Annotated in this window: 25 protein-coding genes; 10 read left to right on the top strand and 15 right to left on the bottom strand. The window is 54.8% G+C overall.

Annotation, left to right across the window (positions count from 1 at the left end; genetic code table 11):
* Positions 1-16: 16 nt before the first annotated feature.
* Complete coding sequence (ortT, locus tag HVZ37_RS11050) at positions 17-190, bottom strand: orphan toxin OrtT (RefSeq protein ID WP_042318948.1); 174 nt, start codon at positions 188-190, stop codon at positions 17-19.
* Positions 191-383: 193 nt separating this feature from the next.
* On the opposite strand from ortT, the gene yncL reads away from it, so the two are divergent.
* Positions 384-479, top strand: coding sequence for a stress response membrane protein YncL (gene yncL, locus HVZ37_RS11055; RefSeq protein ID WP_071887673.1), 96 nt, complete (start codon positions 384-386; stop codon positions 477-479).
* A 96-nt stretch (positions 480-575) separates the two neighbouring features.
* On the opposite strand, the gene patD is transcribed toward yncL, so the two are convergent.
* The 7 genes from patD to HVZ37_RS11090 form a co-directional block, all read right to left on the bottom strand.
* Positions 576-2,000: an aminobutyraldehyde dehydrogenase gene (patD, locus tag HVZ37_RS11060; protein WP_043000650.1), complete on the bottom strand. Its 1,425-nt coding sequence runs from the start codon at positions 1,998-2,000 to the stop codon at positions 576-578.
* A gap of 21 nt (positions 2,001-2,021) precedes the next feature.
* The gene (locus HVZ37_RS11065; protein ID WP_181628444.1) at positions 2,022-2,828 is read right to left on the bottom strand and encodes an ABC transporter permease; all 807 of its coding nucleotides are present in this window, start codon (positions 2,826-2,828) and stop codon (positions 2,022-2,024) included.
* Positions 2,818-3,762, bottom strand: coding sequence for an ABC transporter permease (locus tag HVZ37_RS11070; protein ID WP_043000648.1), 945 nt, complete (start codon positions 3,760-3,762; stop codon positions 2,818-2,820). Before HVZ37_RS11070 ends, HVZ37_RS11065 begins: the two co-directional genes overlap by 11 nt.
* Complete coding sequence (locus HVZ37_RS11075) at positions 3,763-4,776, bottom strand: ABC transporter ATP-binding protein (RefSeq protein WP_125339735.1); 1,014 nt, start codon at positions 4,774-4,776, stop codon at positions 3,763-3,765. It abuts the gene before it with no gap.
* 17 nt (positions 4,777-4,793) lie between these two features.
* Positions 4,794-5,939: a putative ABC transporter substrate-binding protein YdcS gene (ydcS, locus tag HVZ37_RS11080; protein ID WP_090050444.1), complete on the bottom strand. Its 1,146-nt coding sequence runs from the start codon at positions 5,937-5,939 to the stop codon at positions 4,794-4,796.
* Between the two features lie 324 nt (positions 5,940-6,263).
* Complete coding sequence (locus tag HVZ37_RS11085) at positions 6,264-7,673, bottom strand: PLP-dependent aminotransferase family protein (protein WP_044267092.1); 1,410 nt, start codon at positions 7,671-7,673, stop codon at positions 6,264-6,266.
* Positions 7,674-7,760: 87 nt separating this feature from the next.
* A complete protein-coding gene (locus HVZ37_RS11090; RefSeq protein WP_044257883.1) occupies positions 7,761-8,183 on the bottom strand; it encodes a type II toxin-antitoxin system HicB family antitoxin in 423 nt (140 codons plus the stop codon).
* 221 nt (positions 8,184-8,404) lie between these two features.
* Here HVZ37_RS11090 and HVZ37_RS11095 point away from each other — a divergent pair, with 221 nt between their 5' ends.
* From HVZ37_RS11095 to HVZ37_RS11105, 3 genes are read left to right on the top strand one after another with little or no spacing between them, the layout of a single operon-like run.
* Positions 8,405-9,808: a cytochrome ubiquinol oxidase subunit I gene (locus HVZ37_RS11095; protein WP_181628445.1), complete on the top strand. Its 1,404-nt coding sequence runs from the start codon at positions 8,405-8,407 to the stop codon at positions 9,806-9,808.
* A complete protein-coding gene (gene cydB / locus HVZ37_RS11100) occupies positions 9,808-10,818 on the top strand; it encodes a cytochrome d ubiquinol oxidase subunit II (protein ID WP_181628446.1) in 1,011 nt (336 codons plus the stop codon). Before HVZ37_RS11095 ends, cydB begins: the two co-directional genes overlap by 1 nt.
* Positions 10,818-10,946, top strand: a complete 129-nt coding sequence (locus HVZ37_RS11105) for a DUF2474 domain-containing protein (protein ID WP_071888398.1) — start codon at positions 10,818-10,820, stop codon at positions 10,944-10,946. The genes cydB and HVZ37_RS11105 overlap by 1 nt, the downstream gene beginning before the upstream one ends.
* A gap of 39 nt (positions 10,947-10,985) precedes the next feature.
* On the opposite strand, the gene HVZ37_RS11110 is transcribed toward HVZ37_RS11105, so the two are convergent.
* Both HVZ37_RS11110 and HVZ37_RS11115 read right to left on the bottom strand, forming a co-directional pair.
* Positions 10,986-12,947, bottom strand: coding sequence for a U32 family peptidase (locus HVZ37_RS11110; RefSeq protein ID WP_181628447.1), 1,962 nt, complete (start codon positions 12,945-12,947; stop codon positions 10,986-10,988).
* 78 nt (positions 12,948-13,025) lie between these two features.
* On the bottom strand, positions 13,026-13,562 hold the full coding sequence (locus tag HVZ37_RS11115) for an XRE family transcriptional regulator (RefSeq protein ID WP_043000641.1): 537 nt from the start codon (positions 13,560-13,562) through the stop codon (positions 13,026-13,028).
* A gap of 91 nt (positions 13,563-13,653) precedes the next feature.
* Here HVZ37_RS11115 and HVZ37_RS11120 point away from each other — a divergent pair, with 91 nt between their 5' ends.
* Positions 13,654-14,820: a benzoate/H(+) symporter BenE family transporter gene (locus HVZ37_RS11120; protein ID WP_181628448.1), complete on the top strand. Its 1,167-nt coding sequence runs from the start codon at positions 13,654-13,656 to the stop codon at positions 14,818-14,820.
* Here the strand turns inward: HVZ37_RS11120 and HVZ37_RS11125 are convergent.
* Positions 14,797-15,672 carry an AraC family transcriptional regulator gene (locus HVZ37_RS11125; protein WP_043000639.1) on the bottom strand — a complete coding sequence of 292 codons (876 nt, stop codon included), beginning with the start codon at positions 15,670-15,672 and terminating at the stop codon, positions 14,797-14,799. The two genes, HVZ37_RS11120 and HVZ37_RS11125, sit on opposite strands and share 24 nt — an antisense overlap.
* A gap of 171 nt (positions 15,673-15,843) precedes the next feature.
* Between HVZ37_RS11125 and HVZ37_RS11130 the strand changes: the two genes are divergently transcribed.
* Complete coding sequence (locus HVZ37_RS11130; protein WP_181628449.1) at positions 15,844-16,737, top strand: DMT family transporter; 894 nt, start codon at positions 15,844-15,846, stop codon at positions 16,735-16,737.
* A 33-nt stretch (positions 16,738-16,770) separates the two neighbouring features.
* Here the strand turns inward: HVZ37_RS11130 and HVZ37_RS11135 are convergent, their stop codons facing one another.
* The 3 genes from HVZ37_RS11135 to tehA form a co-directional block, all read right to left on the bottom strand.
* A complete protein-coding gene (locus HVZ37_RS11135; protein ID WP_043000637.1) occupies positions 16,771-17,439 on the bottom strand; it encodes a DUF3313 domain-containing protein in 669 nt (222 codons plus the stop codon).
* Between the two features lie 156 nt (positions 17,440-17,595).
* Positions 17,596-18,192 (bottom strand): tellurite resistance methyltransferase TehB, encoded by a 597-nt coding sequence (gene tehB / locus HVZ37_RS11140; RefSeq protein WP_044257871.1) that lies wholly within the window; start codon positions 18,190-18,192, stop codon positions 17,596-17,598.
* Entirely contained in the window at positions 18,189-19,193 is a 1,005-nt protein-coding gene (gene tehA / locus HVZ37_RS11145; protein ID WP_181628450.1) for a dicarboxylate transporter/tellurite-resistance protein TehA, read from the bottom strand. The genes tehB and tehA overlap by 4 nt, the downstream gene beginning before the upstream one ends.
* A 112-nt stretch (positions 19,194-19,305) precedes the next feature.
* Here tehA and ydcK point away from each other — a divergent pair, with 112 nt between their 5' ends.
* Positions 19,306-20,286, top strand: a complete 981-nt coding sequence (ydcK, locus tag HVZ37_RS11150) for a YdcK family protein (protein WP_104446473.1) — start codon at positions 19,306-19,308, stop codon at positions 20,284-20,286.
* On the opposite strand, the gene rimL is transcribed toward ydcK, so the two are convergent.
* Positions 20,278-20,823, bottom strand: a complete 546-nt coding sequence (gene rimL / locus HVZ37_RS11155) for a 50S ribosomal protein L7/L12-serine acetyltransferase (protein WP_044327416.1) — start codon at positions 20,821-20,823, stop codon at positions 20,278-20,280. The two genes, ydcK and rimL, sit on opposite strands and share 9 nt — an antisense overlap.
* A 183-nt stretch (positions 20,824-21,006) precedes the next feature.
* Between rimL and HVZ37_RS11160 the strand changes: the two genes are divergently transcribed.
* From HVZ37_RS11160 to sgcC, 3 genes are read left to right on the top strand one after another with little or no spacing between them, the layout of a single operon-like run.
* The gene (locus HVZ37_RS11160; protein WP_181628451.1) at positions 21,007-22,128 is read left to right on the top strand and encodes a M42 family metallopeptidase; all 1,122 of its coding nucleotides are present in this window, start codon (positions 21,007-21,009) and stop codon (positions 22,126-22,128) included.
* Positions 22,125-22,403: a PTS sugar transporter subunit IIB SgcB gene (gene sgcB, locus HVZ37_RS11165; RefSeq protein WP_086512595.1), complete on the top strand. Its 279-nt coding sequence runs from the start codon at positions 22,125-22,127 to the stop codon at positions 22,401-22,403. The genes HVZ37_RS11160 and sgcB overlap by 4 nt, the downstream gene beginning before the upstream one ends.
* Before the next feature lie 12 nt (positions 22,404-22,415).
* The gene (sgcC, locus tag HVZ37_RS11170) at positions 22,416-23,729 is read left to right on the top strand and encodes a PTS sugar transporter subunit IIC SgcC (protein ID WP_043000630.1); all 1,314 of its coding nucleotides are present in this window, start codon (positions 22,416-22,418) and stop codon (positions 23,727-23,729) included.
* The last annotated feature ends 10 nt before the right edge of the window (positions 23,730-23,739 follow it).

Consider the following 23,739-nt stretch of genomic DNA (forward strand, 5'->3'; position numbering starts at 1 on the left):
TGCCGGCGATGTCTGCTCAAAACAATGAAAACAACAGTGCCACCGGGAAACTCATGGGCCAGGTGGCCCCGACCAGAAAGGCGCTCAGAAAGCGGATGCGTTTTTTATCGTGCGAGAGAAACCAGGTGATCAGAAAGGCAATCGCGGCCATCACCGCATAGAACATCAACATTTTTTGGTACAAAGACATTTACGGGCATCCGGCCAGAAGAATAAATCGCGCGCAATATGCTCCATTTTTTGACATACATCAAGTTTTATCCCCTTCGGTCAAACCATTTGCCATTTTTTATGACCGCTTACGTTAAGTCCCTGGTTCGTACTATTGCGGATCACAGGATGCCGGACTATACACAAAGGGGCACTAACGCAAGGTGGCAAATATGAATGTATCCAGTAGAACCGTAGTGTTAATAAATCTCTTTGCTGCTGTGGGTCTTTTTGCTCTTATCTCATTGAGATTTGGCTGGTTTATGTAATTTTTGAGAGCTTGCGGCGCAGACAGGCAGAGAGAATATTTCTCTCTGCCTTCGAGTGATCATCTTCCCACGCCACCTTTCGGGCGTAAATTACCCTTAATGTTTAACCATTACGTGGCGGATCACGGTGTAATCCTCCAGCCCATAAAGTGACATATCTTTGCCATAACCGGACAGTTTCTGCCCGCCGTGCGGCATTTCGCTCACCAGCATGAAATGGGTGTTAACCCACGTACAACCGTACTGCAGACGCGCGCTGACCCGGTGAGCGCGTCCGACGTCGCGCGTCCAGACCGACGACGCGAGGCCATATTGCGAATCATTGGCCCACTCCAGCACCTGCTCTTCATCCTCGAAGACGGTCACACTGACCACCGGACCAAACACTTCTCGCTGGACAATTGCATCTTCCTGTTTAGCCCCTGCCAGAAGCGTCGGGGCAAAGTAATAGCCCGGCCCCTCTACTTTTTTTCCACCGGTGACCACGTTGATATGTCCCAGCGCTTTGGCCTCTTCAACGGCTTTAGTGACGCGCTCCAGATGCGCCAGTGAACTCAGCGGCCCCAGTTCGGTCGATTCCTCCTCCGGTGCGCCGGTTTTCAGGCTGGCTACGGCGGCCCCCAGTTTCTCCACCAGCGCGTCGTAAATACCCTTCTGCGCGTAGAGGCGACAGGCGGCGGTACAGTCCTGACCGGCATTGTAAAAGCCGAAGGTGCGCACACCTTCCACCACCGCATCCACATCGGCATCATCAAACACAATCACCGGCGCTTTACCGCCCAGTTCCATATGCGTGCGCTTAATCGACGGCGCAGTATGGCTGATGATGTGCTCACCGGTCGCGATGGAGCCGGTTAACGAGACCATACGCACCTTCTTGTGCCCGGTCAGCGGATCGCCAACCGTTTTGCCTCTGCCAAACAGCACATTGAGCACACCCGGCGGGAAGATATCTTTGGCATATTCCGCCAGCTTCAGCGCGGTCAGCGGTGTGATTTCCGAAGGTTTGATCACCACGCAATTACCGGCAGCCAGCGCGGGGGCCAGTTTCCATGCCGCCATCATCAGCGGATAGTTCCACGGCGCAATGGAGGCCACCACGCCAACCGGGTCGCGGCGAATCATCGAGGTATGGCCCTCCAGATATTCCCCCGCCGCCAGACCGTTCAGACAGCGGGCAGCACCGGCGAAAAAGCGAAACACATCGACAATCGCCGGGATCTCATCATTGAGCGCACAATGCAGCGGTTTACCACAGTTGCGCGATTCCAGTTCAGCAAACTCATGCGCATTCTGCTCAATAACATCCGCCAGCTTCAGCAGCAGTTCACTGCGCACTTTCGGGGTTGTCTGTCCCCATTCGCTAAACGCACGATCGGCGGCGAGGACGGCCGCATCTACCTGAGCGGGAGACGCTTCTGCAATTTCCAGCAGCACCTCGCCGGTGGCAGGGTTATAGACGGGCTGCTTTTCACCTTCACCCTTGACCAGCTCGCCGTTAATCAGTAATTGATGTTGCATAGCATTTTCCCATATCGTTGTTTATTGACCATTTCCGGCGACGCTGTCGCCTTCGCGCGTGAGCCACCACGCCCCCAGAATCGGAATGGTTGTGACCAGCATAACCAGCAGTGCCACGACGTTTGTCACCGGTACGTCACGCGGTCGCCCTAACTGATTGAGCAACCACAGCGGCAGCGTCCGTTCATGACCGGCAGTAAAGGTCGTGACGATGATTTCATCGAATGACAGCGCGAACGCCAGCATTCCTCCCGCCAGCAACGCCGAACCCAGATTCGGCAGCACGACATAGCGGAAGGTTTGCCAGCCATTCGCGCCAAGATCCATAGAAGCCTCCACCAGACTCCATGAAGTACGGCGAAAGCGGGCTATCACGTTGTTAAACACCACCACCACGCAGAATGTCGCGTGACCGACCACAATGGTGAAAAAACCCGGATCGAGATTGACCGTCTTAAACGCGGTCAATAGCGCCAGACCGGTGACAATCCCCGGTAAGGCGATCGGTAACAGCAGCAACAGCGAGATGGCGTTTTTGCCGAAGAAATCACGCCGCCAGAGCGCCGCCGCTGCCAGTGTGCCAAGCACCAACGCAATCGCCGTCGATAACGCGGCGATTTTTAGTGACAACGTCACGGAATCCAGAATATCGCTCCGCTGTGCCGCAACGCTAAACCAGCGCAGCGTCAGTCCCTGCGGGGGAAAGCTAAAGGCCGCGTCCTCGCTATTAAACGCATAGGCGGCGATGATCAGAATGGGAAAGTGCAGGAAAACAACCCCGCCCCAGGCCGCCAGTTTGAGGAAAAACGGTGCGCGCTCAGAGTGCATCAAACGCTCCCAGACGTTTCACGAACGCCAGATAAAGGGCTATCAGCACGATCGGTACCAGCGTAAACGCCGCCGCCATTGGCATGTTGCCAATCGCCCCCTGCTGCGAATAGACCATGTTGCCGATGAAATACCCCGGCGGTCCCACCAACTGCGGCACGATGAAATCGCCCAGCGTCAGGGAAAAGGTGAAGATCGAACCGGCGGCAATTCCGGGGATCGCCAGCGGCAGAACCACATAACGGAAGGTCTGTCGTGGACGCGCGCCCAAATCGGCAGACGCCTGTAACAGCGACGGCGGCAACCGCTCCAGCGCGGCCTGAACCGGCAGGATCATGAACGGCAGCCAGATGTAGACGAACACCATAAAGCGCCCTAATCCCGACGTTGAGAGGGTGTTTCCTCCCACGGCTGGCAGCGTCAGCAGACTGGTCAGTAAAGGTTCTAAACCAAGATGGTTCAGAAACCATTGCGCCACGCCATCTTTTGCCAGCAGCAGGGTCCATGCATAGGCTTTGACGATATAACTCGCCCACATTGGCAGCATGACCGCAATATAGAAAAACGCTTTCATCTTGCCGCGGGTGTAGCGCGCCATGTACCACGCCATCGGAAACGCCAGAATCGCACTGGCTATCGTCACCGCGATCGCCATCGTCAGCGTGCGTAAAATGATGTCGTAATTGGCGGGATTAAACAGCGCACGAAGATTGGCAAGCGTCAGGTCCGGCGTTACCGACATGGTGAAGTCGTCAAAGGTGTAAAACCCCTGCCACAGCAGCGTCAGTAGCGAGCCGAAGTAGACAATACCAAACCACATCAGCGGACCAAGCAACAGCAAAAACAGTCCCAACCCGGGATAACGCCAGAAAAAACCGGTGAGTTTACTCAAGCCGCCGGGCCGTGAAGGCGTGGAGAGCACGTTCATTGCCATTCACCTCTCCTCGACCAGCGGTACCATGACCTCGCGCGGCCAGGAGACCATCACCGGCTGACCGGGCGCAAGCGGGGTCGCAAAAGGTTCTCCCGACTGATTAGCCTGACTGACCAGCAGCTTTTCACCGCCGGTAAGCTTTAGCTCAAAACGGGTGGCGGCGCCCTGATACTGCACCGCCTGAATCACCCCCTGCGCCTGGATCTCGCCAGGAACATTGAGCCGGATATGCTCCGGGCGCAGCGAGAAGCTGCCCGTCATCCCGCATACCTTCGAGGCCATCGCCGGATCAAAAACGTTCGCTGTCCCGACGAAGCCCGCAACAAACGGCGTGCGTGGTCGCATGTATAACTCACGCGGTGAATCCACCTGTTCAATGCGTCCGTTGTTAAATACCGCCACACGATCGGACATCGACAGCGCTTCGCCCTGATCGTGCGTGACGAAGATAAACGTGATCCCCAGCGACTGCTGGAGTTTTTTCAGCTCCAGTTGCATCTGCTCGCGCAGTTTCAGATCCAGCGCACCGAGCGGTTCATCCAGCAACAGCACACGCGGTTCGTTGACCAACGCCCGGGCGATCGCCACCCGTTGACGCTGACCGCCGGAAAGCTGTGACGGCTTGCGCTCAAAGACAAACCCCAGCGCCACCTTCTCCAGCGCCTCGCGAGCCTGGGCATGACGCTGTTTTTTATCAATGCCTTTGACCATCAGCCCATAGGCGACATTGTCGAGAATCGACATGTGCGGAAACAACGCATAGTCCTGGAACACGGTGTTCACATCCCGCTCCCAGGGCGGCAAATCGCTGGCAGGCTTGCCAAAGATAGTAATCGATCCGCCCGAAAGCTGCTCAAAACCGGCAATCAGGCGCAGGCAGGTGGTTTTGCCGGAGCCAGATGGCCCCAGCATAGAGAAAAATTCCCCGTCTTTAATCGCAATACTGACGCCATCGACCGCCCGCACGTCACCATACAGGCGCGTGACGTTGTCAAACTCCACTGCGTACGTCATAAATCACCCCAGTGACGTTAACGACCGCCCATGATGGCGATGTAATCCTGCGTCCAGCGACTGTACGGCACGAATTTACCGCCTTCAGCAACAGGCGTTTTCCAGAAGGCGATTTTGTCAAAATAGCGGTAACCATTGGTTTCGCAGCCTTTATCGCCCAGCAGCGTACTGGCTTTACAGCCTTCGGTGACCACCGGCAGCGATCCAAACCAGGCGGCTACATCACCCTGAACTTTTGGCGTCAGCGACCAGTTCATCCACTTATAGGCGCAAACCGGGTGTTTGGCTTCACTGTGCAACATGGTGGTATCAGCCCAACCGGTGACGCCCTCTTTCGGGAACACTGTGCCAATGTGTTGTCCTTCACCTTTCAGCGCGTTCGCCTGATACGGCCAGGCGCTCGAGGCCACGACGCCCTCATTTTTGAAATCGCTCATTTGCACCGTGGTGTCGTGCCAGTAGCGGTGAATCAACGGTTGCTGTGCGCGCAGCACTTTCAGCACCGCCTGGTACTGTTCTTCGGTGAGTTGATACGGGTCCGAGATCCCCAGTTGTGGCTGGGTGGCTTTCACGAACAGCGCCGCATCGGCAATGTAAATCGGTCCGTCATAGGCCTGAACGCGGCCTTTGTTGGTTTTTCCGTCCGGAAGGTTTTGTTCGACGAATACCACACTCCAGCTATCTGGTGGCGTCGGGAAAGTTTGCGTGTTGTACATCAGCAGGTTCGGCCCCCACTGATACGGCGTACCGTAGACTTTGCCCGCCACGTTAAACCAGTCGCCTTTGACCACGCGAGGATCGACGTTTTTCCAGTTCGGGATGAGCGCCGTATTGATTGGCTGCACGCGTTTCCCCATGATCAGACGCAGCGAGGCATCTCCTGAGGCCGTGACCAGATCGTAGCCCCCTTTCGCCATCAGGCTGACCATCTCATCCGATGTCGCCGCCGTTTTGACGTTAACCGCACAGCCGGTCTCTTTTTCGAATTGTGTTACCCAGTCGTACTGTTTATCGGTCTGACCGCGTTCGATGTAACCCGGCCAGGCGATAATATCCAGGCGGCCTTCAGTCTGACCTAACGTGGTGGGGGGTTCGGCGGCGTGCGCGGTCATCAGCGTCATACTGAGCGCGCACAGGCTGCTGCGGGCAAATTTCTTGCTCATAAGATCTTACTCCTGTCGCAAAATATTGAGCGGCAGCCTTGCCGTAAATATATGTCCTTTCCTAAAAATAGTCGGCGCGCCGTCAGCGCACCTCCCGGCATGAGGAAATTTAATCAGGTTGTGACATAACGCGCATTACGCCCCGGACTGCGGCGTTGTGTGGCTATCTTCTGGAGTATAGACAAGGGGTTAGCTGACGAGGAGGAAAAACAAAAGCTATTGATATTTCCTATGATGGTCTACGGGAAATAACGTCGTACGGTTTTTGCTGATATTTTCTAAATAAGAACGCGCCATTCTTTTATATTGAATCGCGCGCACGTTTTATTTCATCTGCGCGCGAATGAGTTGCCCCAGTTGTTTTACCGCGGCTTCTTCACGTTCCCCCCAACCCCATGCGGTATTGAAGCGGAAAAAGCGTTTCCAGGTGTCTGAGGTCGAGAACATTTTTCCCGGCGCGATGCTGATGTGGTGGGCCAACGCCTGTGCGGTCAGTTCGCCCGCATCCTGTGATTCCGGCAGTTCCAGCCAGAGAAAATAGCCGCTGTTGTTGTGATGTATTTTCACTTCGGCAGGGAGATGGCGCAGCAGCGTTTGCCAGGCCTGCTGTTTACGTTCTGCCAGTTGACGACGCAGGCGGCGCAAATGGGCGTCATAACGGCGCGTTGAGAGATAATCGACCAGCGCCAGTTGCATCGGCGAACTGGTGGAAAGTGTGCTCATCAGTTGTAAACGCTGGATTTGGCGGGCGTGTTTGCCTGCGGCGACCCAACCGATGCGAAAACCCGGTACCAGACACTTGGAGAATGACGAACAATGCAGCACCTTGTCGGCCCGATCCCACGCTTTGGCCGGTAGCGGTTTCTCCCGGCCAAAATAGAGTTCGCTGTAAACGTCATCTTCAATCAACATCACATTATGACGATCGAGTATCTCAACCAGACGCGCTTTTTTCTCCGGACTGAGAGTAAAGCCAAGCGGGTTCTGGCTGTTGGTCATCAGCCAGCATGCTTTAACCGGATACGCCTGCAACGCCTGCTCCAGCGCCGCGAGATCGATCCCCTCCTTCACGTCAGTGGCAACCGACAGCGCTTTAAGACGCAGTCGTTCCAGCGCCTGTAACGCGCCATAAAAACAGGGGTTTTCGACAATCACCCAGTCACCGGGTTTAGTCACCGCTTGCAGGCTCAGGTTGAGCGCCTCCAGCGCCCCGGCGGTGATGACGATTTCATCCGGCGAGACGGTAATGCCCTGTAAGGCGTAGCGACGGGCAATGGCGTGGCGTAGTTCCGCGTTACCCGGCGGCAGATTCTCAATTACGCTCATCGCGGTTGCGGTTCTGCTCACCTGTGCCAGAGAACGGTTCAGTTGCTGGAGGGGAAATAAACGCGGATCGGGAAATGCAGAAGCAAACGGCATCACCGACGCATCCCGGCTGGCCTGTAGCATCTCGAAAATATAAGTGTTGATATCCACCGCTTCGTCGCGCATCACCTGGGCCGGTTGCACCGTTGGCTGGTGAACCGGGCGCGGCGCGACATAATAGCCAGACTGCGGGCGCGCAATGATCCGCCCCTGACTTTCCAGCAGTTGATAGGCATGCCCGACGGTCATAAAGCTCATCCCGCTGCTGACCACCTGCTCACGCAGCGACGGCAGGCGATCGCCAGGTTGCCAGACCCCAGAGGCAATCTGTTCGCAGAGTTGTTCAGCCAGACGCTGGTACTTTTTCATTGTTATTCACTCGTGGATCCGTGGCAGGTGATCCTTGCAGTGTATATCAGTGAATTAAATACTCAACATCCTAAGAACTGTTATGGTTTACGACAGCGTAAGCGACAGTTCTTTGCCGAGCGCGCGCGCCGCCGTCTGCACCGCATCAATTTTTGTTGCGTGTCGTAAGTCGAACAGGCGGGTAATTTCCTGTTTCGGTCTGCCAATGCGTTTCGCCAGCTCTTGCTGGCTGATTTTTGACGCCAGGAAAGCGTTGAGCAAAAGGACTTTTGACGCGACGCTGAGCGGGACCTCAACAAAGTCGTCACCTTCCTTCACCGGCGAAGGTAACGGGACAGACTGACTATCTTCGAAATAGAATTCAAAAGCGGTGACTAACGCTTCCAGAGCGGTATCAAGGGATTGCTGACGGGTCTCACCCTGGGTGAGCGCTTCCGGAATATCCGGAAACGAAACCACATAGCCACCTTCTGGCGCAGGAACGAGACGAACGGGAAAGTAAACATTTATGCTTACTTTTCTCGCCTGATAAAAGGAAAATACAGAAGAATGCCCGTCGTATAGAGCCGCTCGTATCAATTCGGGAAGGCAGATTCCAGAATTTATATCAACAGATGCAATTTGTAACATTCACGCAACTGTTATGGTTAAATAGAACCGTTCTGTTTCTGCCACTGAAACCCTTACCGCCCTAGAATTGCGCTGAATCAATTTTTAGTGCGGAGCAATGCATGTCTGGTCTTGATGCGTTTCATCTGGCAAGGATCCAGTTCGCCTTTACGGTTTCCTTCCACATTATCTTTCCGGCGATCACCATTGGTCTTGCCAGCTATCTTGCGGTGCTGGAAGGTCTTTGGCTGAAAAGCAAAAATCCTGTCTGGCGCTCGCTATATCAGTTCTGGTCAAAAATTTTCGCAGTTAACTTTGGCATGGGCGTGGTGTCTGGCCTGGTGATGGCCTATCAGTTTGGCACCAACTGGAGCGGGTTTTCCGAGTTCGCTGGCAGTATCACTGGGCCATTACTGACCTATGAGGTGCTCACCGCCTTCTTCCTCGAAGCCGGGTTCCTCGGTGTGATGCTGTTTGGCTGGAACAAGGTTGGCCCCGGATTACACTTTTTCTCCACCTGTATGGTCGCGTTGGGCACGATTATTTCCACCTTCTGGATCCTCGCCTCCAACAGCTGGATGCAGACGCCGCAGGGCTATGAGATCGTCAACGGCCAGGTCGTGCCGGTGGATTGGTTCGCCGTCATTTTCAACCCGTCGTTCCCTTATCGCTTATTGCATATGTCGGTGGCGGCGTTTCTCAGTAGCGCGTTATTTATTGGGGCCTCTGCGGCCTGGCATTTACTGCGTGGCAACGCGACGCCCGCTATTCGCGCCATGTTTTCGATGGCGCTGTGGATGACGCTGATTGTCGCACCGTTACAGGCGCTCATTGGCGACATGCACGGTCTGAATACCCTCAACCACCAGCCAGCCAAAATTGCCGCCATTGAAGGCCACTGGGAAAATCCGCCAGGAGAACCGACGCCGCTGCTGCTGTTCGGCTGGCCGGATATGGAACAGGAACGAACCCGCTATGGTCTGGCGATCCCGGCGCTGGGTAGCCTGATCCTGACTCACAGCCTGGATAAACAGGTCCCGGCGCTTAAAGAGTTTGCGAAAGAGGATCGCCCCAATTCGACGATGGTCTTCTGGTCGTTTCGTATTATGGCGGGGCTGGGTATGCTCATGATCCTGCTAGGTGTTTGCGCTCTGTGGTTACGCTACCGGCAGCGTCTTTATACGTCGCGACCGTTTCTGCGCTTCGCCTTATGGATGGGACCGTCAGGATTGATAGCCATTCTGGCCGGCTGGGTCACGACGGAGGTGGGCCGCCAGCCGTGGGTCGTCTACGGGTTACAACGCACGGCGGATGCGGTCTCCGCTCACGGCGACCTGCACATGAGTATTTCTCTGCTGGCGTTCTTTGTCGTCTATAGCGCCGTCTTCGGCGTGGGCTACAGCTACATGATCCGCCTCATCCGCAAAGGACCGCTGGACACGATTTCCCCGACGCCGCCTACCGGCACGCCTGCCAGACCGCTGTCTGCTGCCGTCCTCGATTCTCAACATGAGGTACACCGCTAATGGGTATTGATTTATCGGTAATCTGGTTCGTTATCATCGTTTTCGCCACGCTGATGTACATCGTGATGGATGGATTCGATTTGGGTATTGGCATTTTGTTTCCTGCCATTCGCGACGCTGACGATCGCGATGTGATGGTTAACAGCGTCGCTCCGGTCTGGGACGGTAATGAAACCTGGCTGGTCCTCGGCGGAGCGGGATTATTTGGCGCGTTTCCGCTGGCCTATGCGGTGATTATTGACGCCCTGACGATCCCGCTGACGCTGATGCTTATCGGGCTGATTTTTCGCGGTGTCGCCTTTGAATTTCGCTTCAAAGCCACGCCAGCGCATCGCCCGTTCTGGGATAAAGCTTTTCTCTGCGGTTCGATTCTCGCGACGTTCACTCAGGGCGTGGTGGTGGGTGCGGTGATCAATGGTTTTGCCGTCACCGGGCGTCGTTTCAGCGGCGGGCCGTTTGACTGGCTCACCCCTTTCACCCTGTTCTGCGGCGCGGGACTGGTGGTCACTTACGCCCTGTTGGGCGCCACCTGGCTGGTAATGAAAAGTGACAATCCGTTGCAGGATAAAATGCGAGCCGTGGCGAAAAAGTTACTGCTGTTGATGCTGCTGGTGATTGCGATGATCAGCCTGTGGACGCCGATGGCACACCCGGTGATAGCGGAACGCTGGTTTGGCCTGCCGAATCTGTGGTTCCTGCTGCCGGTTCCGCTACTGGTTGCGGTGATTAGCATCTGGCTATGGCGAACGCTTCATCAACCGCACCGCCACGCGCTGCCCTTTGTGTTGACTCTCGGGCTGATTTTCCTCGGCTTTAGCGGACTCGGGATCAGCATCTGGCCGCATATCATTCCGCCATCCATTACGCTCTGGCAGGCAGCCGCACCCGCGCAGAGTCAGGGTTTCATGCTGGTCGGTGCGTTACTGATCATCCCTGTTATTCTGGTTTACACCTTCTGGAGTTATTACGTGTTTCGCGGCAAAGTTCAACATGGCGAGGGGTATCACTGATGCAACACTCTGTCTGGAAACGCCTGATGTGGCTGGTCATTTTGTGGGGCGGCAGCGTGCTGGCGCTGGCCGCCGTAGGGATGTTCTTTCGCCTGATCATGACGGCGGCAGGATTTAAATCACATTAATGGGGCGCCGGATAGCGCTATGCGTATCCGGCAGCTTTGTTAGCCTTTACGCTTCGGCAGCGTTTTCATCAGCTCTTCCGGGCTGACGGAAGCCACCACGCTGCCAGGCAGCGGCATCTTCAGAATGTGATTTTTGATTTTACCAATCACATGCATTTCGCACGGACGGCAGTCAAATTTAAGCGTTAGCACCTCATCGCCGTTCACCAGTTGCATCGGCGTCGCCTTCCAGCTTTTGATATTGCCTTTCGCCTGCTTCGGACACAGATTAAAGGCAAAGCGCAGGCAGTGTTTGGTGATCATCACCGGCACCTCGCCCTTTTCTTCATGCGCTTCATAGGCCGCATCAATCAACTGCACGCCATAACGATGGTAAAACGCCCGCGCCTTATGGTTGTAAACGTTGGCCAGAAAACTCAGGTGTGATTGCGGATAAACCGGCGCAGGCTCGGACACCGGCTTGCGAACGCCGCGCTGGTAGCTCGCAAGGCGCGCGGCATCCAGCATCTCTACCGCTTCCCGGCGGAACGCATTAAGCAGGCTGTTCGGCACAAACAGCGCGCCGGGCAAATTCACTGCGATATCGCGGGCGTAATAGATTGTCTGCCCCAGTTTTGCCAGTCCGTCCTTCAGTCCGTTCAGCGCTTTTTCCGCGTTGTTGGCCTCATCAAACTGTCCATCCAGCGTATGGGTGATACTGACGCCCTCTTCGCTGGTCAGCGTCAGGATCAGTTGTTCCCGCCAACCGCCCAACTCAATATCCACCGCCACCCGACGCTCGCTCGAGGTTTTGGTTAACGCCTGCTGCCAGTTATGGTCAAGATTGCGGTTCAGCGGATGGTGTGGACGCAATTTATGCAGTTCGGCAGGCATTTCGTTCGGCCAGACGCGATAGCGATTTTGTCCGGTTTTTTCCACCGTATTGGCACGAAAGCCGACAACATCGCGTTTGATCAGGACATTAAGGCCATCGCCGTTCGCCAGCGGCTCGCTGACCTCAACGTCGAGGTGATCTTTCGCCACGTTGAGCACTTCACCGACCGGCAGGCCGATAAACTTTGGCGAATCAAAGGCGCCGATATCCCCTTTGCGCGCATTCACAAAGTAGTCGGTGCTGCCGCGATGAAAGGTTTTGTCCGTTGATGGGGTAAAGAAATGTTCCGTGCGTCCGGCTGAAGCCCGCGCCAGGTCACCGCGATCCTCAATGATGGCATCCAGCATCTGCCGATAGTGCGCGGTAATGTTCTTCACGTAGCTCATGTCTTTGTAACGCCCTTCAATCTTGAAGGAACGCACACCGGCGTCGATCAGCGCGCCAAGGTTAGCGGTCTGATCGTTATCTTTCATCGACAGCAGGTGTTTTTCATACGACACCACCCGCCCCTGATCGTCCTTCAGGGTATATGGCAGACGGCACGCCTGCGAGCAGTCGCCACGGTTGGCGCTGCGCCCCGTTTGCGCATGCGAGATATAACATTGCCCGGAATACGCCACGCACAGCGCCCCGTGGACAAAAAATTCGATGGTGGCATCGGTCGCCTGATGAATGGCCTGAATCTGCTCAAGACTCAGTTCACGCGCCAGCACGATCTGCGTGAACCCCACGTCAGCGAGAAATTTGGCTTTCTCCACGCTGCGAATATCGCATTGGGTACTGGCATGCAGTTCGATCGGCGGAATGTCGAGTTCCAGAATCCCCATGTCCTGCACAATCAACGCATCCACGCCGGTCTGGTAGAGATCGGTAATCAGTCGCTGTGCGGGTTCCAGTTCATCGTCGTGAAGGATCGTGTTCAGCGTGACAAAGATTTTTGCGCCATAGCGATGGGCGAACGGCACCAGCTCCGCGATATCTTGCAGGCTATTGCTGGCATTATGACGCGCCCCAAAACCGGGACCACCGATATAGACGGCGTCCGCACCATGTAAAATGGCTTCGCGGGCGATGGCGGTATCACGTGCCGGGCTTAACAATTCAAGGCGATGTGGAGACGGGCGCATAGCGTTGTTTTTATCCAGTAGCAGCAAAATGGCGGCTATTGTAGTCAGAAGCGCCGCTTTGCGAAATAGTTTTCCCGCTTAACTGCGCGGGTAATGGATGAGCGAATGAAAGTGTACGGTCTGTTCGCTACTGTTGCGATAAGCATGGGCGCTATCGCCGGCAAAACGAATGCCTTCTCCGGCCCTGATGACGCGCCATTGCTGGTCAATGCACATCTCCAGATCGCCTGCGATTACCACCACATGTTCAATCACGCCCGCTTCGTGCGGCGTGGATTCGCTGAGCGCACCGGGTGCCAACAAAATTGAAAAGTGATCAAAACACAGCACCGGATCCCACGGGAACAACGGCGTCACGACCATCGCCTGCTCTTGCGGATCAAACGTCGGCAGTGGCTCAGATTCCGGCGGCGAAATAAAGGTAGAGAACGGGACATTCAGCCCGGTGGCAATCTTCCATAACGTCGCCACCGTGGGACTGGACTCGTTACGCTCAATTTGCCCGAGCATCGCTTTTGACACACCGGTGGCCTCGGCCAGGCGCGATAAACTCCACTCACGCTGTTTGCGCAATGTTTTTAAGGTGTTCGCCAGATAGTGTGTCAGGTTGTCCATTGATATCCTCCCAAAACATCAGCTTACCACTTGTACGTTATAACGCCCAGATGCTAGATTAAATGACCGTTATAACGCACAAGGAATGCCTATGCGTTCATTTTCCCTCCTCTTACCCACGCTGCTTTCTGGCTTTGTCGCCGTACTGGTCGGCTATGCCAGTTCAGCGGCCATCATCTGGCAGGCCGCCGTGGCGGCGGGTGCCAGTACCGCGCAAATTGCCGGCTGGATGAGCGCTCTGGGCCTCGCGATGGGGATCAGTACGTTGATCCTGACGCTCTGGTATCGTGCGCCTGTATTGACGGCATGGTCAACACCCGGTGCGGCGCTGTTGGTGACTGGACTCCAGGGACTGACGCTGCCGGAGGCGATTGGCGTGTTCATCATCGCCAACGCGCTGATCGTGTTGTGCGGCGTGACCGGATTATTCGCACGCCTGATGCAGGTCATCCCCCATTCGCTGGCGACAGCCATGCTGGCCGGGATTTTGCTCCGCTTTGGCCTGCAGGCATTTGCCAGTCTCAATGATCAGTTTCTGCTTTGTGGCGGCATGTTGTTGGCGTGGTTGATTCTGAAGCGTATTGCACCGCGCTATGCGGTGATTGCGGCGCTGATTGCAGGTGCGGTCATTGCGTTATTTGAAGGTGACATTGCCACCTCTTCGTTAGCGATGACCCCGGTGTTACCCACGTTTATTGCCCCTCAGTTTTCGCTGGCCCACAGTCTGGGGATTGCCGTACCGCTCTTTCTGGTGACGATGGCGTCGCAGAATGCGCCCGGTGTGGCGACCATGAAAGCTGCAGGTTACGATGTCCCCGTCTCGCCCCTGATTATTGTCACCGGATTACTGGCGCTGCTGTTATCTCCTTTCGGCGTTTATTCCATCTGCATTGCCGCTATCACGGCGGCGATTTGCCAGAGTCCGGAGGCCCATCCGGATGCAGCAAAACGCTGGCTGGCCGCCGCTGCTGCTGGCGTGTTCTACCTGTTAGCCGGCGTTTTCGGCAGTTCCATTACCGGGATGTTGGCGGCGCTGCCGACGAGCGGTATTCAGATGCTGGCAGGACTGGCACTGCTGGGGACGATTTCGGGTAGCCTGTATCAGGCGTTGAGTCATGAAAACGAACGTGATGCCGCCGTGGTGACGTTTCTGGTCACCGCCAGCGGGCTGACGCTGTACGGAATTGGTTCGGCGTTCTGGGGGCTGATCGCGGGCGGGATCTGTTACACCGTCTTAAGGCTGGCGCGACGCGCGTAGCTGCGATGGCGTCTTCCCGGTCACCTGCTTGAAACGGTTACTGAAGTGACTTGGCGAACTGAATCCGCAGGCCAGCGCAATCTCCGTTAACGGACGCTGTGAGTGACAGACCAGTTGCTTTGCCACTGCCATCCGGCGCTGCATCACGTACTGATGCGGTGCCATTTTCATCGACTGGCGGAACATTCTGGCGAAATGAAATTCGCTCAGCGCAGCTTCATGCGCCAGATCGGCTAGCGTCAGCGGCTCCGCCAAATGGGCGTCGATATAAGCCAGCACATTACGCAGCGTCACCGGCGCGAGTCCACCCGTTACCGTCGGCAATCGCCACTGCACGTTGCTGTAGTGCTGAATAAGATGGGTCATCAGCAATGACGACGCGGCGCTGAGCGTCAGGTGATTCGCGGGCTGGTGCCAGTCGTTGCCCAGTAAAAACTGGCGGTAAACCGCTGTAATCCCTGGATCGTTGCCAAACGTCCGTTCATCCAGCGTAAAACGGTAAGGGCTTTTATCCCAGACTTTTTCCCCGACTTCACGCAAATGCGCGTCAGTGCAGTAAAGATGCACGAACGAGAGGTCGTCGCGGATATCCCAGGTAGATTCACTCTCTTTTGGCAACAGGCAAAACCGATCCGGTCCGCCCCCATTTTTCCAGCCTGAGGCCGTTTTTTGATAGCTCTCGTAGCCATCTGCCACATACAGACTGAGCGTGTGATGATCGCAATACTGCGTGATGGTATCGCGCTTATTCGACCATGCAGCTAACTGAACGCCCGAGCGCAGCTCGACCGACTCGTGTAACACGGCATTGTGCTGACTCAACTTTTCAAAGGCATCGTAGGACCGGGTCATACCACCACATAAACACTGTTATTCAGGCATTCAGTCTATCGCAGGTCATTGCGGTTACCACCCGTTCGACGGAAAAAAGCGCAAGATTTTGCAAGTATCCCGCAAGCCGATGAAAGCGCGTCGCCCGTGCAATCTGCGACAGTGAATTATTAGGTATGAAGGGAGAAAATAATGAACGCGCTATTATATTGTCTGGTCGTGGTGATCTGGGGTACCACGTGGATCGCCATTTATTTACAGCAAGGTCCGGTTGCCGCACCCGTCTCGATTTTCTGGCGTTTTGCGGTGGCGACGGCGTTGATGATGTTGATTATGCAGATTCGTGGAAAGTTACGAACGCTGTCGTTACGTGACCATCTGTTTTGTCTGCTGCAAGGCAGTTGCGTTTTTTGCTTTAACTTCTGGTGTTTTTACACGGCGGCCGCCTGGATCAATACCGGACTGGAATCAGTTATCTTTTCCATGGCGGTGCTGTTTAACACGGTGAATAGCTTCTTCTTCTTTGGGCAAAAACCTCCGCTGCGGTTTTACTGCGCCGCCGCGCTGGGACTGACGGGTATCGTCACCCTCTTCTGGCAGGATCTGATGAACAGCGGATTTAGCGGATCGCTGCTGCTGGGGATTGGTCTGAGCGCGCTGGGGACATTTGGTTTCTCTCTGGGAAATATGATCAGCTTGCGCCATCAGAAAAAAGGTCTGGAAGTGATGACTACTAACAGTTGGGCCATGCTGTATGGCACGCTGCTGATTGCAACGATTGCCCTTCTGCGCGGGGATAACTTCACTCCGCAATGGACCTTCAGCTACATCGGCGCCCTGCTGTATCTGGCAGTATTCGGATCGGTCATCGCCTTCGGTGCCTACTTTACGCTGGTAGGAAGAATTGGCGCGAGTAATGCCGCGTACAGCACATTGCTCTTTCCGCTGGTTGCGCTGTCATTTTCTACGGTTTATGAAGGTTATAGCTGGCAGGTGAATGCGGTAGCGGGACTGATTCTGATTCTGGTGGGAAACCTGGTGATGTTTGCCCGTCCACCGGCGCTGTTGCGCCGCCGGACAGCATAAAGAAACGCGCCATCAAACGATGGCGCGTCACGATTATTTCTGGTTTACATCAAACATGGTGGCATCGGTCGCCATGTCATCAACCACTTGTTTCAGCGTCTCAAATGCCATCGGCGTATTCTGGTTATTCAGATCTTTGCCTTCACCCTGACGCACGACTTTAATCACCGGCTTATTGGTCGCCGCATCAATTAACTCGCCTTCAAAGTAGAGATGGGTGTCCATCGTGCGGTGACCGGTTGCCATTTGGGTACCGGCAACCACCAACGCCACAGGCACCACTTCATAGAACTGCAGCCCTTCTTTGCTGGTATCCACCCCGGTGATCGCCCCGCGGAAGATCAGGCTACGCGGTCCCGGCGTGGTCACCAGCGGTTTACGTTGACCAATAGAGGTCTTCATCTTTGTGTTGGTGTAGTTTAACAACTGATCCAGCACATTCTGTCCAACCTGTGTGGAAGGTTTCGGGACCGGATAATAGGTTATTGGGTTCCAGACGATGTTGTCATATTTGGTATCACTAAAGTTGGGATCAACCCAACGCAATACCGGATGCCCCGTAGCAGATTTTGTTTCCTTAAGACCTGAGTAGTCTTTTAAAAAACCCGAGTATTTATCAGGCTGCGTCACTTTTGAGGCACAGCCAGATAACGCCAGTAAACCAGTAAGCACTGCAACTTTAAATAAAGTATGAGTACGCATGAAACGATCCCTTAGAATATGCAGATATGCAGTTGAAATAGTAGCAAAGGGAAATCATCTGCGTTGGATTAAAAATGGTAACCAAAGCACAATTTTTTCAGAGCGCCCATTTTTAAGAAAAATGCTGGGCGCAGAGGGGGTTAGCGGAACATCGACTTAGGCTGTTTTACGTGCCAGCAGCGTGGCAAAGCGCAGTTTAATTCGGTTACCGTTGGCGTCAGTACGATGCAATTCACCAACATCTTCATTATATTTCAGTAAATCCCAGCCTTCGTAATAACGACGAAGTTCTCCTTCTTTAAACGCAAAGGGAAAACCCACGGTGCACGGAAAATCAGCGGTATCCATGGCGGCAACAATCAGGTTATAACCGCCAGGTTTAGTGCAGCGCTGCATATTCTCGATTAAACCCGGAATCGTTTTGGCTTCGAGGAACATCATCACCACGGTGGAGAGAATAAAATCATATTCGCCCTCAAACGTTAGCGCGTTGAGATCCACCACGTTGGCCTGGAGATTGTCCAGCCCTTCTGCCGCCTTAATTCGCTCGACGTTGGCAATGCTCATCGGATTTTTATCCCACGCGGTCACGTCAAAGCCCTTCGCCGCCAGATAGAGACTGTTACGCCCATTGCCACAGCCCAAATCCAGCGTTTTTCCCGGTTTAACGACCTTCATCGCCTCCAGCACTTCCGAGTGGGTGCGGGTTAAGTCGTATTTTTCAGTGAAGTAATTTTCGTCACGAAGGGTCATTTTTTATCCTCAGATTTCAGTAATGCCGCGCGCCCTGTGCGAATGAGCAGTTTTCCCTGCATCAGCAGCGCGAACGTGCGTACCAGCAATAATGCAATGATAACATTGGTAAAGATGAATAGCGGCAGCGCCAGCGTGTGAAAAAAGCCCGACGGGCTGGCGTGACCAAGATGTAATCCGGTGGTCGCCAGCGCCGACACGCCGAACGAGAAACTCCAGAATGAGGCGTTAAACGGCTGCGACAAATACCAAGGCATCAGGCGGAGCATAAACAGCAGTTGCAGCAGGCCGTAGCCAAACAGCATTTTCGCCAGCGTGTCGCTCTCGCCGCCGTTGACGCTCAGCCAGGCGCTACAGGCCACCAGCGCAGGCGCAAGCTGGATCCCCAGCGAAGTCCGCATGGCAGTGGGTAATTCCCCGGCACTGCGCAGACGTTGCAGAATAACCGGTTCCAGGCTCAGCCAGGAAAAGACGCCGGCGCCTAAAAAGACCAGTCCGGCATCGGTATAGCCTAACGCGCCGCAGGCCATCGCACTGATAAAGTTGTTGGCGACCGTCGGTAAATACAGTCCGGGCGTCGTCGCCTCTTGCGGATGCGAGCCGCGCCACAGCCCGGCGGTCTGCCACGCGGCGTAAACCAGTTGAATAACCACCCCGACGCTGAACAACCCCATCGCCAGCGGACGACACCACGGTACAAAACCCATCGCCACCAGCATTGTGGTGGCCGGAAACAGGCTGACAAAACTGCTCATCACCGGATGGCGAATCTCAGCAATCACGCTGTGCGGGAAACGAATCAGACGCGTGATAAACGCCAGCGTCAGCAGCCCCCATATCATCATCGCCAGAATCACCAGACCATCACCAAACCAGTGGCTGACAGGCCAGATTTGGCTGGCATAACGCCAGGCAAACCCCATTCCAATCGTTCCCAGCACCATGCCAAAGTAGCCGGCGGGAAGGTTCAGAACACGATCGCTATGCTTGCTGTTACTCATTTTGTTTATTTTATAAAGTATATTTGAAATGCATTTTATGGAATTTCATCCGTTTTAGCCAGTGCCGCAGAATTTGCTACGGTTAGAGTAAGCCACTAAACGGAATGCCTTCATGCGTAAATACCGACTCAGCGACGAACCGCGCGCGTTCAGCTACCAGGATAATGGCAATAAAATGAGCGTTTTACTACGCCAGATTATTGCACTCATTGACTTTAATGATGTGAAAGCCGGTGACGCCGGCGGCTGGATTGATGATGAAAGCGTGCTGGACCACGCCGGACACTGCTGGATTTACGACGAAAATACGCTGGCCTTTTCCGGCTGTACGATTTCGGGCAATTCGCGTATCACACAACCCTGTCTTCTGCGCGACAACGTTCACATTAGCGATAATGTCTGGATTGACCGCGCTGAACTCAGTCACGGTGCCAGAATAAGTGACAACGTCACTATTCAGTCATCCACGGTCCGTGGCCATTGCCACCTCTTTGGCGATGCGCGAATTTTGCAGCAATCGGAAATCATCGCGGCACGCGGCCTGACCATCGAGCGCGATCAGATCCTGCAAATCTATGACCGCGCCACGGTCAGCCATTCACGCATTGTCCACCAGCCACAAATCTATGGCGATGCCATCGTCAGTTACGCCTTTATTGAGCATCGGGCAGAGGTCTTTGATGAGGCGCTGATTAAAGGAAATGATGAAAACGACGTCTGGATTTGCGATTGCGCGAAAGTGTACGGACGGGCGCAGGTGATCGCCGGAACGGGAGACGATGCGATCCCCACGCTACGCTACAGTTCACAGGTGGCGGAACAAGCGCGGATTGAAGGTAACTGTGTCCTTAAACATCACGTTCTGGTGGGCGGAAACGCCGTGTTGTGCGGCGGTCCCATTTTACTCGACGATCATATCCTGATTGAAGGCGATGCGCGCATTCTTGGTGAGGTGCTGATTGAAAATCACGTTGATATCCGGGGACATACCACCGTGGAAGCCGCCACAGACGACGCCATTCACCTGCGCGGGCCGAAAGTGTTCAACGGCGATCAGCATATCACCCGCACGCCGCTGATTGGCTCACTGTAGCGTCGAATCAATGATGCGAGCATACAGGTTAACATCGTCATAGTGTCCGTTCAGAAACTCCGCCTGTTTCAGGCAGCCTTCCAGTTCAAAGCCATTACGCTGCGCAACCTGATTGCTTGCCTGGTTCTTTACCCGGCATTTGATCACAAAGCGACGGATTTCGCCGCGCCCGGCATAGTGGTGAATAAATGCCTGCAACGCCCGCGACAGGATCCCTTTCCCCTGCTGCGTTTCGTCTATCCAGTAACCGATATAGGCCGCTTTGTTCAGCGGCTCAATCTGATTGAACGACAGCACGCCCAGCATCTCCTCGCCGGCAAAAATGAGGAACATTTTGGCGTAGTCCCGCTGATGCAGCATCATATTACCCTGCACCGTTTTGCGCGTATCCTCTTCCGTATTGACGTACTGCGGCCAGTCAAAGAACTGCATTAGCCAGGCCTTGTTTTTACATACCAGTTGATACAACCCGGCAACGTGACATTCTTCAACCGCCCGTAGCTGCAGCGTGTCATCGATCTCAATAATTTCACTCACCCGTTCCTTCCTCCCACGTTCAGACTTTCATCAGCATTGAGCGTTTTTATTCCACTCACCTCACATTATTTTTTATTTCCTCAGCTTTCGCTATTTCCACGTGAAGCAGCTCACAATTATTCGCCCAGCCAGCGCCTATAAAACGCTCAACGAGTGATTGTTTTATCGTCTACGGAGATCCTTATGTCATTTTCTGTGCAGGAAACACTGTTCTCGCTTTTGCATCTCAATGCGGTTTCTGGGCATGAAAGCAGCGTCGCTGAGGTCATGCTACGCGAATTTACACGTCAGGCAAAAGAGGTCTGGCGCGATCGCTTAGGAAATGTCGTCGCCCGCTACGGCAGTGATAACCCAAACGCCTTGCGCCTGATGATGTTTGCCCATATGGATGAAGTCGGCTTTATGGTGCGCAAAATTGAGCCGTCGGGTTTTTTGGGCTTCGAACGCGTGGGCGGCCCGGCGCAGGTCACCATGTCCGGCTCGATGGTTACGCTCGCCGGGGATAACGGCCCGGTGATGGGATGCATCGGCATTAAGGCGTACCACTTCGCAAAGGGGGATGAGCGCACGCAGTCGCCTTCCGTCGATAAACTGTGGATTGATATTGGCGCGAAAGATAAAGCCGACGCCCAGCGGATGGGCATTCAGGTTGGCACACCGGTTACGCTGTATAACCCGCCGCAACTGCTGGCGAACGACCTGGTGTGTAGCAAAGCGCTGGACGATCGTCTGGGATGTACCGCGCTACTGGGCGTCGCGGATGCCATCGGTGCGGCGTCGCTGGATATCGCGGTGTATCTGGTGGCCTCGGTGCAGGAAGAGTTCAACATCCGCGGCATTGTCCCGGTATTACGTCGCGTTAAACCAGATCTTGCTATCGGTATTGATATCACACCGTCCTGCGATACGCCGGATCTGCAGGACTACTCAGAGGTTCGCGTCAATCAGGGCGTTGGTATCACCTGTCTGAACTACCACGGTCGTGGCACGCTGGCGGGCTTAATTACACCACCACGGCTGATCCAGATGCTCGAGCAAACGGCTCTTGCGCACCATATTCCCGTGCAGCGCGAAGTGGCGCCTGGCGTCATCACCGAAACCGGTTATATCCAGGTTGAGCAGGACGGCATTCCCTGCGCCAGCCTTTCCATCCCTTGTCGTTATACCCATTCTCCGGCGGAAGTCGCCAGTCTGCGTGATTTGACTGACTGCATTCGCTTATTGACCGCCCTGGCTGGCCTGCCAGCCGAGCACTTTCCCGTTGAGCCTGATTCAGGCACTACACAAGAGGCAAATCCATTATGAAAAAGATCCTTGTGGCATGCGGTACCGGCATGTCGACGTCAACCATGATTGCACACAAGTTGCAGGAGTTCCTTGCCGAGCAAGGCATTGCGGCAAGCACCGCCCAGTGCTGTCTTAATGAGATCCCGCTGAACTGTAACGGCATGGACCTGATTGTGACCTCCATGCGCACCAACAACGATTACGGTGTTCCCACGTTAAACGGCGCGGCCCTGCTAACGGGAATTAACGACGACGCCTTAAAACAAGAAATCAAGGCACTGTTAACGCAATAACAAGGAGGCACTATGTTTGACTACATCCTGTCTCTCGGCGGTACTGTTTTTGTCCCCATCATCATGATTGTGATTGGGTTGATCTTCCGTATTCCCTGGCTGCAGGCGATCAAGGCCGGGGTGACGGTAGGGATTGGTTTTGTTGGGATGGGACTGGTGATCGTGATGGCGATCGACAGCCTCAGCCCGCCCATCAAAGTGATGATTGAACGCTTCGGCCTGACCCTGCATGTGTTTGACGTCGGCGCAGGGCCGGCTTCCGGCGTCGGGTACGCCACCGCCATTGGCGCAATGATTATCCCGATCATTTTTCTGCTCAACGTCGCGATGCTGGTCACTCGTCTGACCAAAACCATGAACGTCGATATCTATAACTACTGGCACTACGCCATTACCGGCACCGTGGTCCAGTTAATGACCGGTAGCCTGATTTATGGCGTGCTGGGGGCCATTTGCCACGCGGCGCTGTCGCTAAAAATGGCCGACTGGACGGCAAAACGCGTGCAAAGCATTGTCGGTCTGGAGGGGATCTCGATCCCGCAAGGTTATGGTTCGAGTTCCGTGCCGCTGTTCGTTCTGCTGGATGCTATCTACGAAAAAATCCCGTTCATGAAGGGACGCAACATCGATGCCCAGGAGATCCAGAAACGCTACGGGATGGTGGGCGATCCGGTCATTATCGGCGTCGTGCTCGGCCTGATCTTTGGCCTCGCTGCAGGTGAAGGTTTTAAAGGATGCGCCAGCCTGATGATTACCGTCGCGGCGATTATGGTGCTGTTCCCGCGCATGATCCGCCTGATTGTTGAAGGGTTGCTCCCCATCTCCGACGGCGCACGGAAATTTTTCCAGAAATATTTCAAGGGGCGCGAGGTGTATATCGGTCTGGATACCGCCGTCACGCTGGGCCATCCCACCACGATTGCCGTTGGTCTGCTGCTGATCCCCATCATGCTGATTCTGGCCAGCATCTTACCCGGCAACAAAGTGCTGCCGCTTGCCGATCTGCCCGTCGCACCGTTCTTTATCTGTATGGCGACGGTGATCCATCGCGGCGACCTGATTCGTACCTTGATCAGCGGCGTGATTGTCATGGTCACCGTCCTGTTGATTGCCACGCAGTTTGCCCCGTATTTCACCGACATGGCGCTTAAGGGCGGCTTTAGTTTTGCCGGTGAAAACGCGCAAATCTCCGCGCTGTCCGTGGGCAACATGTTTGGCTGGTCAATCTCGGAGCTGATGTCGCTTGGCATTATTGGCGTCGTCGTGGCGGTGGGTATCGTCGCCAGCGTCGTGCTGTTCTTACGTAAACGTGAACTATCGGAATAAGGAGTACCTT

It is taken from the genome of Citrobacter sp. RHB35-C17 (assembly GCF_013816795.1).
Classification (GTDB): domain Bacteria; phylum Pseudomonadota; class Gammaproteobacteria; order Enterobacterales; family Enterobacteriaceae; genus Citrobacter_A; species Citrobacter_A amalonaticus.